9 protein-coding genes are annotated in these 13077 nt (G+C 56.1%); 2 read left to right on the top strand and 7 right to left on the bottom strand.

Annotation, left to right across the window (positions count from 1 at the left end):
• Positions 1-44 precede the first annotated feature (44 nt).
• From PHACT_RS09525 to PHACT_RS09495, 7 genes are all read right to left on the bottom strand, one after another.
• Positions 45-488 carry a c-type cytochrome gene (locus PHACT_RS09525; RefSeq protein WP_070117337.1) on the bottom strand — a complete coding sequence of 148 codons (444 nt, stop codon included), beginning with the start codon at positions 486-488 and terminating at the stop codon, positions 45-47.
• 144 nt (positions 489-632) lie between these two features.
• Positions 633-1310 carry a hypothetical protein gene (locus tag PHACT_RS09520; protein ID WP_070117336.1) on the bottom strand — a complete coding sequence of 226 codons (678 nt, stop codon included), beginning with the start codon at positions 1308-1310 and terminating at the stop codon, positions 633-635.
• A complete protein-coding gene (locus PHACT_RS09515) occupies positions 1307-2122 on the bottom strand; it encodes a SapC family protein (protein WP_070117330.1) in 816 nt (271 codons plus the stop codon). The genes PHACT_RS09520 and PHACT_RS09515 overlap by 4 nt, the downstream gene beginning before the upstream one ends.
• A 221-nt stretch (positions 2123-2343) precedes the next feature.
• Positions 2344-4824 carry a beta strand repeat-containing protein gene (locus PHACT_RS09510; RefSeq protein WP_070117328.1) on the bottom strand — a complete coding sequence of 827 codons (2481 nt, stop codon included), beginning with the start codon at positions 4822-4824 and terminating at the stop codon, positions 2344-2346.
• 388 nt (positions 4825-5212) lie between these two features.
• The gene (locus tag PHACT_RS09505; protein ID WP_070117326.1) at positions 5213-6646 is read right to left on the bottom strand and encodes a tetratricopeptide repeat protein; all 1434 of its coding nucleotides are present in this window, start codon (positions 6644-6646) and stop codon (positions 5213-5215) included.
• Between the two features lie 133 nt (positions 6647-6779).
• Positions 6780-8807 (bottom strand): CHASE2 domain-containing protein, encoded by a 2028-nt coding sequence (locus tag PHACT_RS09500; protein ID WP_139141494.1) that lies wholly within the window; start codon positions 8805-8807, stop codon positions 6780-6782.
• Positions 8808-8809: 2 nt separating this feature from the next.
• Entirely contained in the window at positions 8810-10228 is a 1419-nt protein-coding gene (locus PHACT_RS09495) for a FecR family protein (RefSeq protein WP_070117322.1), read from the bottom strand.
• Positions 10229-10445: 217 nt separating this feature from the next.
• Here PHACT_RS09495 and PHACT_RS09490 point away from each other — a divergent pair, with 217 nt between their 5' ends.
• Complete coding sequence (locus PHACT_RS09490; RefSeq protein ID WP_070117320.1) at positions 10446-11147, top strand: Crp/Fnr family transcriptional regulator; 702 nt, start codon at positions 10446-10448, stop codon at positions 11145-11147.
• A 203-nt stretch (positions 11148-11350) separates the two neighbouring features.
• Positions 11351-13045: a type I secretion system permease/ATPase gene (locus PHACT_RS09485; protein WP_070117318.1), complete on the top strand. Its 1695-nt coding sequence runs from the start codon at positions 11351-11353 to the stop codon at positions 13043-13045.
• Positions 13046-13077: the final 32 nt, after the last annotated feature.

Below are 13077 nucleotides of genomic sequence, written 5' to 3'. Positions count from 1 at the left end.
TATCTGCCAGTCAAGCTTAACTGCAGATTAACAGGCAGCATTTGCTACTCGTTGCCCGACAGATAATCGACCAACTCAGCGATCTGGTCATCCGAACAGGTTGCACACATGCCACGTGGCGGCATCGCGTTAATGCCGTTGATGGCGTTGGTAACCAGTGTGTCCAGGCCGGCATCAGCAATGCGAGTGTCCCAATGGGCGGCATTGCTGCGCTCGGGTGCACCCGCCATGCCCGTGTTGTGGCACATTGCACAATACTGATCATAGGTGGCTTCAGCACTGAATACCGCGTTGGCTGCACTCGCCGCCACGGTGGCACCACCTGAGGCGCAATCTTCACCAGCCAGACATACAGAGCCGGCAGGTTGCAGGCGCTCGGCGATCTGCTGATCGCGGGTGGACTGGGCCCAGACAGAGCCGGCAATGCCGATGCTCAGAACCAACAGGCCGAGTTTAACTACACGGGATTTAAAACCGTTGCTCAACATTCTTTAACTCCTGGCTTGGAAAAGACTAGACTCTGTTACTAGACACCCTTTACTGCAGAATACTTTCGACGGGGTGCGGTAATTCAGAAACGGACCCATTATACACCGTCCGCGCAGGATGGGCTATTACACTGACAGCTGGTTTTAATGCTGACGCAGCGAATACTTTTTGTTGCCTTCGCCCTCATTTGGGGCGTCGATCCACGGCAATTCCAACGGCAGATGCCATTGCGCTTGCTGACACTTGTTGATCAGCAGCTCTATCAACTGGTGCACATTATCAACTTCCAGCGGTATGGCAAAAATGGGCAGATAAGGACTGGGCTCAACCATCGCCTCGGGCATGGGCAGGCCTTTAAACGCCAGGGTTAGTCGCTCTTCACCGGTTTGCACCATCAGTTCAGTGGCCAGGTACAGATTCTCCGCTGCCGGGGACGCCGACTCTGGCTCAGCGTTTGTGTCCTGTGTCGCGGGTTGAGCTTCGTCCGCGCCGGGCGCCTGCTTCTGGTCTTTCTCCTCTGTCAACGCCTTGTCTGCCAGCACCTTGTCAGCCGAGGCTTTCGCCTCCATCGCCTCCTGATGCGCCATCTGCAATACTTCCTGCCAATATACCGCCGGCGTTTTTTCAAGGCCGGTCAGCTCCGGCAATTTTGCCAGCATCTGCTGCAGTATCAGCATCACCATGCGCCGTGTCAGCAGCATATAGACATCGCTGCCATCGCTGCGCTGGGCACGCACAATCAGCCTGTCTTCATAAGGGCTGAAGTGCATGTTGAACTGCTTGCTGACAGGGTAGCTGGTGTCGCCGGCTTTGTTGCTCATTTGCTTTCCGTGTTGTCGTTCAATGTTTCGAAAGCGTCGAAGTTCAGCGAACCGGAGTCTTCGTTGCTGAACAGTCCACTCAGGTCAGCGTCCGCAGTCCCCTGTTTGGCCTTGGCCAGGTATTCGGCACGGTTGGTCAATTGCGCCATTTGTGCCATTGATAACAACTGCGCATAAGCTAGCGGCAAGGCGCCCGACATTCTCATTTGCGCGAACGGTTCCGCCTCCAGTTTGTTGAGCGCCTCTTCATTGATGCGATGAAGGCCACTGATTTTCAGAGGTTCCTGGCCCTCTCCGCGCCCGATGGAAATCGGCCAGGACTCAATCACGCCGGCAGCAGCAAGGTCGGCTGTTGCCTTGTCGGTCTGTATGCGGCTGCCTTCACATTTGTTGATAAAATCCAGCGTCTCGGCTGCCAGTTGGTCCAGTTTGCCATCGTCTGTGAAAATGCGCGGAAGGTCTTTATCGTCAGACAGATGATCCTCACGGACACAGAGAACGGCTTTGCCCTCAGGATCGTACTGGAACGAAAATGGATATCCCCGGATGGCGGCGGGCACATAATCGCACAACCAGAGCGAATCCGACGTGACATAAACGTTACGGGGACCACCGAGGCCGACCAGTGCCACGGCCTGAAATGAATCGTCTTCACGTTTTATAAAACCCAGCACGTAATGGGGCACAAGCTTTGCCAGCTCGGTGAACAGAATCGGTAACACCTGGTGATCGGCGGCATGTTCATAACCCTTGCGGGCGCGCCAGTGACTGTTTGCGTGCTCAGTGCGCGATACCGCGACCCATGAACTCATAACGTCTCCTGAATTTGTCTGTTTAAACTGTATTTGTTGATGTTAACCCGTTTGATGCATACCTGCACAGCTGAACCTGTTGTTCCTGGACGGGATGACAGCATGCCGCTGTCGTGAATTGTATTGTCATAAAAAAACCCTGCCTCTCGTAAAAGAGACAGGGCTTTTTGTATTCCACCTCAGAGCCCTGCCCGAAGGCAGGTCTCTGGTTATGGAAAGACTTACGCTACAACGTCGGCAGCAAAAGTCGGCAGGGTAGTAACACCTGTCAGCTTGATGAACACATCAGCTGCTTCGGTGAAGGTGTTGTTAGCACCAGTGGTTTCGAACAGCACGTAAGTGTTGCCACCAAACACTGCAAACGACACACCCAGGTTAGTGGTGTTGGCGGTTGCCATTGCTTCAGCAATCGCACCGTCAGTTGAACCAGCAGCCAGAGCTGTAACAGCAGTCTGAACAGCTGTCTGCTGACCAGAAACAACATCCGCTACACCAGTGAACTGCAGATTGTCAGTACCAGCTACGAAGTCAGTGATCACGTCAGCAACCGCTGCACCGTTGGCACCGGCGCTAGCGCCAGCAGCAAATGCGAACTGATCAACACCGTCGCCACCCGTCAGGGTGTCAGCGCCGTCACCACCAGTGATGGTGTCATTACCAGCACCACCTTTGATGATGTCGTTCTGGTTGGTACCCGTGAGGGTGTCCATACCAGTACCACCGGTGATGGAAATACCGTTAGTGGTACTTGCTGCGAAGTTCAGAGTCAATGCACCTGAAGCAGATGACGCGTCAATGGCAGTGTTAACGTTTGCTACAGACGCAGCAGATGTCAGAGTCAACGGACCTGTACCACTGATGTTCAGTTTGCTCCAGTCCTGGTGAGTCAACGCACTAACCACGTTGGCGCCTGCTGTAAATACAGCAAGATCCAGCGTTTCAACGTCAGCGATAACAAAGTTGTCAACGTCGATCAGGCTGGTTGTAGCAGAACCGAACAGCGTTACTTTAACGGTGTCCAGCTGACCTACCGTGCTCGCACCCTTAACACCCAGTGTTACGTTGGTGAATTCACCAGCAGCAACGTCGATCAGTGTAACAGCACCCGCAGCAGCAGCGCTCAGGTTGCTGAACGTAACCGCACCGTTAGCAAGGTTCAACGCCTGCACAGCAGTGATGGTGTTGTTGGTTGCCAGGTTGTCCAGATCAACAGTCAGACCGGGGTTAACACGTACGGTCTCAAACTCGCTGATTTTGTTGCCTGATGCCAACGTGCCTACAACAGTTGCGTTGTCCAGGTACAGAATGTCAGTACCAGCGCCGCCCTTGATGAAACCAGTAGAGGTCGCAGTGAATGCAGTGCTACCAGCCTGAACAGTATCAGCGCCTGACGAACCAGTGAACTTGTCAGTGACTTCGTCGTCCAGGTGAACAGTGATGCCGCCGGCGTTGCCTGAAGCGTCAATTACGTCAACATTTGCTTCTTGTGCAGCAGTACCGAGGTCAACTGCACCGGCACCGGTTACAGTGATCGTGGAGTCAGCCACCATGCCAGTCAGGCTTGCACCTACGTCCAGACCTGTCGTCGCGTCGATAGTCAACGTTTTCAGGGCTGCGCCTGTTGCCAGAGAACCCAGAACGTTGGTGCCACCAGTAGAGGCAATTGTCATTGAAGTCATTGCCGCAGCAGTGATTGCAACCGCGCCACCCGTGGTGTCGCCATCAATAGCTACCGCGCCGGAAGTAACCGACGTAGCATACGTTGCGTTAACAGCAGCGTTGGTAGAAGAACCGTCGCCTTTGATACCCAGCGTGGTGCCAGCAGCAATACCAGTGATGTCTACCTGTGAAGTTGAACGGTCAGCCCAGATCTGGCTTTCACCAGTGATGCGAGTTGAATCCAGTGTGAACGTCTGGCCAGACACGTTACGGGCAAAGATGTTTTCGATGTTAGTGATGTTGGCAGCAGGCAAAGCAACTGCAGCAGCACTGGAATCGATCAGAATGTTCAGACGGTCGGTACCTGCACCGCCATTCAGCACGTCAGCAGCGCCCAGTGTGTTGGCTGATGCAGTGTTGTCATCAATCAGGGCTACGAATGTGTCGTTCTTCGCGCCGCCAGACAGAGCGTCTACACCGGTGGTCAGGTTGAGAGTTTGACCAACAGTTTCTGCATCGTCGATAGCCGCTTTAGCTGCTGTTACGCTGGCTGCTGTGTTAGTCACACCTGCCAGAGCGTTTTGCAGGTCTGCCAGGTTAGTAGAAGGCTGTTCCTGTGAAACGGTGTGGAACGTGGCAACTTCAACTTTGTTTGCGAAGGCAGCAGAAGCGTTGCCCCATACGGCGTCAGTTGTCGGGATTGCTTTCAGCGCAGCAATGGCAGTCAGAACCACGTCAACGCGCGTTGCGCCAGCGTTCATTTCTGCAGTCAGAGCAGTTTTGACAGTTGTCTTTTCTGCTTCTGTTACCAGCGTGCCAACCATCTGGTCAACGAACTCGTTAACAAACTCTGCGTTTGTCTGGAGAACTGGGAAAAGGCTCTTGAATTCAGCACTGTTAGCCAGGCTTGCAGCGATTCCTGCGTTGCTGACGCCAGCGTCGGAAGCGAATGTCAGGTCAGAGAGAACTGCAACACCTGGAGCAGCGTCAAACATTGCTACTACAAGGGTGATCAGTTCTGCGCGAGTTTCTTGTGTCGCCATCTGTTGTAACTCCTTAAGGATTAATTCCAAATTGTTTTATCCGATTGTGACATGCCTAAACAGCAAATGACCGCATATCGGCTGTGCCAAGGATATACGAGGCAAGCATTCTTCCCTGTGACCTCAATCACATCAAAGAACATTACCCGCAACGCCTGACAAACTCTCACTTGGGCCACTCAGGAAACGCACTCAAAAGTGTGCCACAAGCGGACAAGCCCCGCGATAATACGCCGAAGCCACATCAATGACAAGCTTAGACACAACAAAAGTCTTAGCTTTGGCGTGTAAACGACTATTATTACTCAAATAATGCAAAATAAATCGGTGTCACCCATAGATAGCGTGGGCCCGCCTGGTGGCATTGGCTGGACAACAAGGCTGGTTTTCAGAATCGATGACTAATGCCAATTTCCACGGTGCTGTCGCTACTGCGGAACAGCTCCAGATTACTGCGCTGCTTCTGGTGGTAGACATTGAACAACAGGCTGGTGTCGGGACGAGTCCGGGACAATGGCTGGCGATACTGGAACAGCACGTAGCTGCGCTTGATATCGCGCCTGGCACCGTCGGCCAGAATGGCACTATAACCACGTTTGTCAGCGGTTTCAGTATGATTGACTTGAGTCAGCAAGACCCCGCGTGGCAACTGCCATTGCCAGTCCACATTAAGTTGCCAGCCCTGACGACTGCCACCGGGGCGTCCGCTGCGCACAGGACTGTTGTTGAGCGCGCTGATATCGGCAACCACCTGTTGCGCCCCCAACGAGGTTGACAGGGCACAGGTGAGCCCGACTCCGGCTCTGCTTTCGAACGCATTCAACCGGCTCTGACCATGGAACAACTGATACTGCGCTGTAGCACTGACCTGGGGCCGACACGCGCCCAGACGGGCGTCGGGCATATAACGGCCCCCGGCCTCGGTTGCGGTATACAGCGGGCTGCCACCAAACAACAAATGACTCATGCCGGTACTGACCTGCCAGCTACGCTCATTGCCTGGCTTGATAAAGGCATAGCGGGTATCCAGCTGCAGCAGATCTGAGGCCTGATCCTCGCTGACCCGCCCGCGTAACTCGACCAGCACATTATGTTGATGCTCTGGCGCCAGTTGGCGGTAACGGCCGCCGACGCGCAGGTTCAGGTAGGGGCCGCTTTGTGGTCGGAACTCAGGGTTAAGCGGTAATACCACCGGTTCACCTGACAGAGTCAGGGTAATCTGACCGGGCTCTGGCGCGCCATTGAGGTTATTGTCATAACCAACCAGCATGTCGGCCTGCACGCTGGTCTGCCGGGTCATGCCGCGCCAGACGCGCTCACGGTCCTGCAACAACGGTTGCAGGCCTGGGGGCAGATCGTTACGCGCCAACAATTGCCGGTTCAGGTCGATGGCCGAGAACAGCTGTCCCTGCAGGTACAAGGCCTGCGCATAGTCAACCTGGGCACCACCATTATCGGGGTTCAATAACAGCGCACGCTCCAGTGATTCCAGCGCCCGGTCCAGACGACCGGTGTTCAGTTGTGCGGCACCTCGCAAGGCAAAGTATTCTGTGCTTTGCAGACAACGGGACAGAAGTGGCTCAAGCTGCCCCTGAATGCGCATCCAGTCTTCAGATATTTGCGGGTTTTGTTGTATCAACGGCGACAGATCAGGGCAGGTCTGGGCCACAAGCGCGTCAGGTCTGTCCTGGGCTCCAGCAGACATGGAAGCGCACAGGGTCACAGCAAAGAGTGCTACCTGGAGGACAGACCCTGCGCCAGCGCGTTGCCGGAAACTGGAAGGTGCTGCATTTTTGTTGTTGGGCAGGGCGCTGAATGGCATGCGGGCAATTATCTTGAATCGCCTGCAGCTAAGCAATAGCAGGAGAGAGAAACGTGACGCCGTTTGCAGACAGCTGAGTTGCGGGAGAGTCGGCGTCAAAGAAACCGGTCGCAAAAGAGCCGGGCAGAAAACCTTAACTGCCCTTGCCGCCGGACAAAATTTTCAGGTTCAGCTGTTCGGCGCGCGCATTGCGGCGCGGTGTGTCTGATTGTGCGACATCGTAAGCCGGTGCAAACAGGGTATGCGGAATGCGCAGGCCAGTTAGCAGGTAGCTGCCCTGTGATTCAGGTTTCAGATCGCTCAGCTGACGCGCAACGCATTCACCCAACAGAATCGGCTGCGCCAGTTCTGCAGTCATTTCCTGAATGCGCAGGGTGATGGTGACGGTGTCGCCCAATAAGGTATGAGTACGACGATGCGCCGGCCCTATGGATCCAACCAGCGCAGGACCCTGCTCAATGCCGATACCCAGCGCCAGTGGCTCCAGCCCGGCGGGCGGGTTCTGTGGCATGTCGCGGTCAACAATAACCTGCATCTGCTGCCCGGCTGCCAGCGCGCAGCGGGCAGCATCAGCGTTTTGACCATCCCACACGGCCAGCAGGCTGTCGCCTTTGAATTCCTGAATGCGGCCACCATTTTGCTCGACGATGGCAGCGGCTTTGACAAAAAAGAAATGCAACAGCGCGGCAGACTCTTCCGGAGGCCGTGCCTCACCAAAGGCGGAGAAATTGCGCAGGTCCGCGCTGAGCAGGGTGACATCACAGCGTCTGGCGTTGATCGCCGACGTGGGCAGACTGAAGGCAATTTCACGGGCAATATCGCTGGGCAGATAGCTGTTGAGATTGCCATAGACACGTGTGCGTTCAGCCCGTACCCGGCTTTGTTCGAGCAGCAACAATGATGCAGCAGCCAGCAGACCGAACAGCGCCGGGAACAGCCAGCCCAACCAGATTTCGAAGGCCGCCAGTAGTTGCCAGTGCAGCGACAGGGCCAGCACCGGCATCAACAGCGCGGCAACCGGCAGGCCGTAAGCCGCAATGTGCTCTCGGGCACTGGCCAGCAACAGGGTGATGCCGGCAAAAACCAACGCCAGCAGTGCTAACAGCCAGTCGGCACCGCGCGGCGTGTAGGGCATCGTGGTATCGAGCAGACTGCCGAGCAGACGGGCATGCAGTTCGACCCCAGGCGTGGCACCGTTATAAGGTGTGGGTACGATATCACCCATGCCAAATGCAGTACCGCCAACCAGAACCATGCCGTTTTCCAACATGCCGGGCTCGATGTTGCCGTTGATGACATCAGCAGCCGACACCGCGCGGAAATTTTGCGGCAGGTCCTTGTAGGAGATACGCAGATTGCCATCGGCATCCAGCGGAATATTCAAGCCTGGATAAGCATCCAGTCGCAATACCTGCTCGGGGCCGAACAGGCCGCTACCTTGGCTCAGGCTGACTGACCAGCTGGGAGCATTAATGGCCTGCAGCAGCGAACTTATCGCCAGTGCAGGGTATGGTTGGCCATCAACACAAACAAAGGCCGGTATTTTGCGGATGCCGCCATCGCCCGAGACGATGGTGGCAATGTGCCCTTTGGCAATCGCGCCAAAGCCAGCGTGTGGTGCAACAAAGCTGTTGGTGCTGTTGGTTGCGGCAGCGCAGTCCAGTCCGGCCAGCGGAAAGGTCATGGTTCCGGCGCGGACATTCTGTTCCTGCTGGCCATTGGTTGCCAATACCGGCGCCTGCGCCAACACAGCGCCACGCGAAGCCTCCAGTGCAGCGATCAGTTCAGCATCGCCGTCACGCGCTTCCGGGTAGGAAATATCGTGCAACTGCAATTGCACACCAGCATCAGTCAGTGCGCTAACCAGTCTGGCCATGTCACTGCGCGACCAGGGCCAGGCGCCGATCTCAGCCAGACTGGCTTCATCGATAGCAATAATGGTAATACGCTCTTCCGGCGTATCATCCGCCGACAGCAACCAGCCCTGTGCGCCCAGACGCTCTTCCAGTATTTCCAGGCTATTGCCAAACAGTGTCAGCACAACCACGCTGATCACGGCGGCCAGCGCCAACATTAACAGGCGGCCACGCGCAGGCAGCAATCGCAGCGCGAGTGCTACCGGGTTGAGCAGTTGGGCAATTCGGGACAGGCGGTGGGACATGATCAACGGCTATCCCACAATGTAAGGCCTTGAATATTTCCGTTTTCAAGCTGCTTTTCGAAGAAATAGCCGGCTTCCTTGCCGTCCAGGCTAACGGCGCCCGCCAGTCGCTCGGTGTCGGAGCGGGTGTGGAAAAAACCAGCACTCGTGATCTGGCCACCGGCGTTGAACTGAACATCGCCGGTCAGGCCATGGTTCAGGTCAAGCCCGGTGGAGAAACGATTGCTGTCAAAATTGATATCCAGTGATCCACCCCTGACGGCCATCGCCGCCACGCCGCTATCAGAGTGATAAAATGCCTGCGCGCTGGCCAGGTCAAAACTGATTGCACCCAGACCACTGTCGACCCGGGTGACGCCGTTGCCATCGCGGAACAGCAGGTAGTCAGAGCCGCCAGGAATCGTAATATCGCGGCCTTCGAGCGCCTCCTGCCTTGGCACAGTAATGCGCTCCTGGGCTACGTCAACGTTAGCATAGCGACCCCAGATCAGATTGCGCTCAGCCAGTTCGGTACCGGCAATGGCTGTGTCGGGCGTAAAATCGACCAGTTGTGGTGTCGGAGGTTCCGGTCTGGGCGGTTTGGTTTGCGTAACATTGGCGGCTTCGTCTTTGACACGCTGCGAGGTAACATTTTCCAGATAGATGCCGGTGCCGGCATTTTTGTCATCGGCATTGCCCTGCGCGTCATTCATGGCAACCTGCACTTCTTCTTCCATCATGCCGGGACCACGTTCAACTACTGCTGGCAACAGGCGAGGCGCGGTGCTGCTGCCCTCCATTTCAATTACCTGCAGGGAGCTGTCAGTCAGTTCCACGGCATTGACCAGACAGGGACCAAAACTGTCGGCGCTGCAATCACTGGAGAAGGGCGCCATCACGATGACACCCTCGTTGACCAGTGCCCGCACCGCACGCGGCGTAGCACTGACCACAAAATCTGTACCCCGCACACCGATGGCGGCAATGGGCGTATTCAGGCGAAAGCGGTCGCGGGCGGAACTGGCACCGTGGCCGGAGATGGACCGGGTGATACCTTCTTCCAGATTCAGTTTGATGGCGGAATTGGTCGGCTGGTCGGCGTTATAGTCATACTGTACGATTTCCAGACGGCTGTCCGGGCGCACACTGACCAGCGCCTGATCAACAAAACGAATGTGCACGTGGCCGTTGGCTTCTGTGACAATGCGATCAGTGGCGTGAATTTCCGTACCCGGCGCAACCGCCTGCTGACGGCTGCCAGAGATCAGCCAGGCTTTGCCCAGCACCAGACTGACTTCACCCACCGCAGGCTGTGAGGACTCTATGACTAACGGCGCCGACTCTTGGGCGACAGCCACGGATTCACCGACCAGAGGCATTGCCACTAGCAGCGTTGTCATCAAAGCGTTATAAAGGCTTGATTTAATCGGTTTCTGTGTCATCAGGTCAGTCCTGTCCAAGCGTGAATGTAAGCCTACCTCAATAGACCGGCGTGGCGAGTGATTGCCGTCACACCGACCCTAAGTTCCACTAAATATTCTCGCAGTTTCTGCCCTGTTTGCTATTCGGCAGCAACTTACTATAATGCGGACATTGCCAAAAACGCCCGCCACATAACGGTTTGCGTCGATCACACGGCCCGACAACAGAGACAGCCACATGCAGGTCACGCCGGAGCTTCTGGGCACTTTTCCTGGTCTGAAGCCGCTGCCACAAGCCACCCTGACCCTTCTTGCGCAACATTCCAGTGTGCGCAAGTTTGCCCGCCGTGCCGTGGTGCTCAATGCCGGTGTGCGTGAGGAATGTGTGTGTTTTTTATTCGAAGGTCGGCTGCAGGGGGTTGATTTTACGATAGATGGTCGCGAAGTGGGGCTGTATTTCGTGGAACCTGGGGATTTTTGCGGCGAACTGGGCATGTTTGATCACGGCCCGCAGCCTGAATTTGTGATTGCGCTGACCGCCGCTGTCGCCGTGTTTATCCCCATGGACAGCCTGCGTGAGGTATCACTGCAGGCGCCCATTCTGCTGAACATGCTGGGCGAACGACTCGCTGCCCGTGTTCGTCAGATGACCCGTCAACGCTCGCTGCTGGGCCTGCCCAATATCAGTCAGCGGGTGTGTTGCCAGCTTTGGATGCTGGTGCCGAAGAAGGCTCAGGAATCACTGCAGGATACTGCCATCCTGAACCCGCCCACACACATGGAAATTGCCATCATGCTGAGCCTGAGCCGGGAATCTGTCAGCCGTGTGTTCCAGATTCTGCAAACCCGGCAGATCGTCAAGCGCGACGGTCCGGCAACGTTACTGGTGACAGACACCAGCGCGCTCAAGCAACTGGCGGAAGGCGCTGAAGAACTGTAAAACTTTGGCCGCAGGCGCAGGTTAGTAAATAGCCCCTTTCACGGTTATAATCCGCCGCATTGCGGACCGGACGTGGCCTCCGGGGTTGAAACCCGGCCGGCTACCCCCAACATACAGCTCATCGCTTGATGGCCGGCCCACTTAATTCGACAGACTGCCTGGCTGTTTTCCACACGCAAGCACGGATGAATGACTAAAACACAATGAATAAACCCAAGAGCTCAGTGACCTATCCCGAACTGTTCGATGCCATGAAATCCGTGCGTCGGTATTTTCTGTACGCAGGCCTGTTCAGCGCTGCCGTCAATATTCTGATGCTGACGCCGATCATCTACATGCTGCAGGTATACGACCGCGTGATCGCAAGCGGCAGTTATTCCACTTTGCTCATGTTGACGATACTGATGGTGTGTCTGACCATGGCGATGGGCGGCTTCGAGTGGGTACGCTCGATGATTCTCACCAGCGCCAGTAACAAGATTGAACTGAAATTGCGTGAGCGGGTTTTTAATGCAACCTTCAAAAATGCACTGCTCTCTGGCAACGGCGCCTCGGCACAACCTTTGAATGACCTGTCCGGCCTGCGCCAGTTTATGACCGGCAACGGATTGTTTGCTTTTTTTGATGCCCCCTGGTTCCCGATCTATGTTGCCATCATGTTTCTGTTTCATTTCTGGTTCGGTGTTGTAGCCATTATTGCCGGTATTGTCATGGTACTTCTGGCCTGGGCCAACGACAAAGTCACCACCAAACGATTGAAAGATGCCAACGCCAAAGCCAACCATGTTGGCGGTCAGGTTGCCGGCAGTCTGCGCAACTCGGAAGTGATTGCAGCCATGGGCATGACCACTGACATCCGCCGTGAGCAGGAGAAACTGTCCGATGAAGTGCTGGGCCTGCAGACCGAAGCCAGCCGGGCCGCCGGCATTCTGACCAGTGTGTCAAAAACGTTCCGTATCACCACCCAGTCCCTGATTCTGGGTCTGGGCGCCCTGTTGGCACTGCAGCAGGAAATTTCACCGGGCATGATGATTGCCGGCTCCCTGTTGCTGGGTCGTGCGCTGGCGCCCATCGATCTTCTCGTCGGCAGCTGGCGAGGCTTCTCAGTGGCGCGCGCTCAGTACGAGCGCCTGGGTCAGCTACTGGAGAATATCCCGGCCGACAAAGAACACATGAGCCTGCCCGTACCTGAGGGACACCTGCTGCTGGAGCAGGTCATGGTGGCACCGCCGGGCACACGCACCGCCGTTGTCAAAGGTGTGTCGCTGCAACTGCCGGCCGGGGAAGCACTGGGCATTGTTGGCCCGAGCGCGTCCGGCAAATCTACGCTGGCGCGCGCCGTTCTCGGCATCTGGCCAACGTTGAACGGCAAGGTCCGCCTGGACGGTGCCGACATGTCCGCCTGGGACCGGGGTGAACTGGGCCCGTATGTGGGATACCTGCCCCAGGATATCGAACTGTTTGATGGCACCATCTCCGACAACATCTGCCGCTTTGGCGAAGCAGATCCGGAAAAAATTGTAACCGCGGCGCGCATGGCCGGTGTGCATGACATGATTCTGCGTTTGCCCGAGGGTTATGACACGGTTATTGGTGGTGCCAGCGGGACGCTTTCCGGCGGCCAGCGACAACGCATCGGTCTGGCACGCGCGGTGTATGGCAACCCTCGTCTGCTGGTACTGGACGAGCCCAATTCCAATCTCGATGATGCCGGCGAGCGTGAACTGGTTCAGGCCCTGCAACGCATCAAGGAACAGGGCGCAACCGTTATTGTGATTACCCACCGCACCATGGTGCTACAGGGCATGGATAAACTGCTGGTCATGAAAGACGGCCAGGCCGTCAGCTTTGGTCCTACCGATGAGGTGTTGGCCAGCTTGACCGGAAAACGCCCCTGAGCACTGGCAATGATAGCGTAAAAAGTTTTTTT

Source organism: Pseudohongiella acticola, assembly GCF_001758195.1.
Classification (GTDB): Bacteria; Pseudomonadota; Gammaproteobacteria; order Pseudomonadales; family Pseudohongiellaceae; genus Pseudohongiella; species Pseudohongiella acticola.
This window is presented reverse-complemented; position numbering and strand designations above follow the sequence as displayed.

Coding starts and splice junctions, on each gene's coding strand:
- PHACT_RS09525 (WP_070117337.1), bottom strand. CDS start 488: ATGTTGAGCAACGGTTTTAAATCCCGTGTAGTTAAACTCGGCCTGTTG.
- PHACT_RS09520 (WP_070117336.1), bottom strand. CDS start 1,310: ATGAGCAACAAAGCCGGCGACACCAGCTACCCTGTCAGCAAGCAGTTC.
- PHACT_RS09515 (WP_070117330.1), bottom strand. CDS start 2,122: ATGAGTTCATGGGTCGCGGTATCGCGCACTGAGCACGCAAACAGTCAC.
- PHACT_RS09510 (WP_070117328.1), bottom strand. CDS start 4,824: ATGGCGACACAAGAAACTCGCGCAGAACTGATCACCCTTGTAGTAGCA.
- PHACT_RS09505 (WP_070117326.1), bottom strand. CDS start 6,646: ATGCCATTCAGCGCCCTGCCCAACAACAAAAATGCAGCACCTTCCAGT.
- PHACT_RS09500 (WP_139141494.1), bottom strand. CDS start 8,807: ATGTCCCACCGCCTGTCCCGAATTGCCCAACTGCTCAACCCGGTAGCA.
- PHACT_RS09495 (WP_070117322.1), bottom strand. CDS start 10,228: ATGACACAGAAACCGATTAAATCAAGCCTTTATAACGCTTTGATGACA.
- PHACT_RS09490 (WP_070117320.1), top strand. CDS start 10,446: ATGCAGGTCACGCCGGAGCTTCTGGGCACTTTTCCTGGTCTGAAGCCG.
- PHACT_RS09485 (WP_070117318.1), top strand. CDS start 11,351: ATGAATAAACCCAAGAGCTCAGTGACCTATCCCGAACTGTTCGATGCC.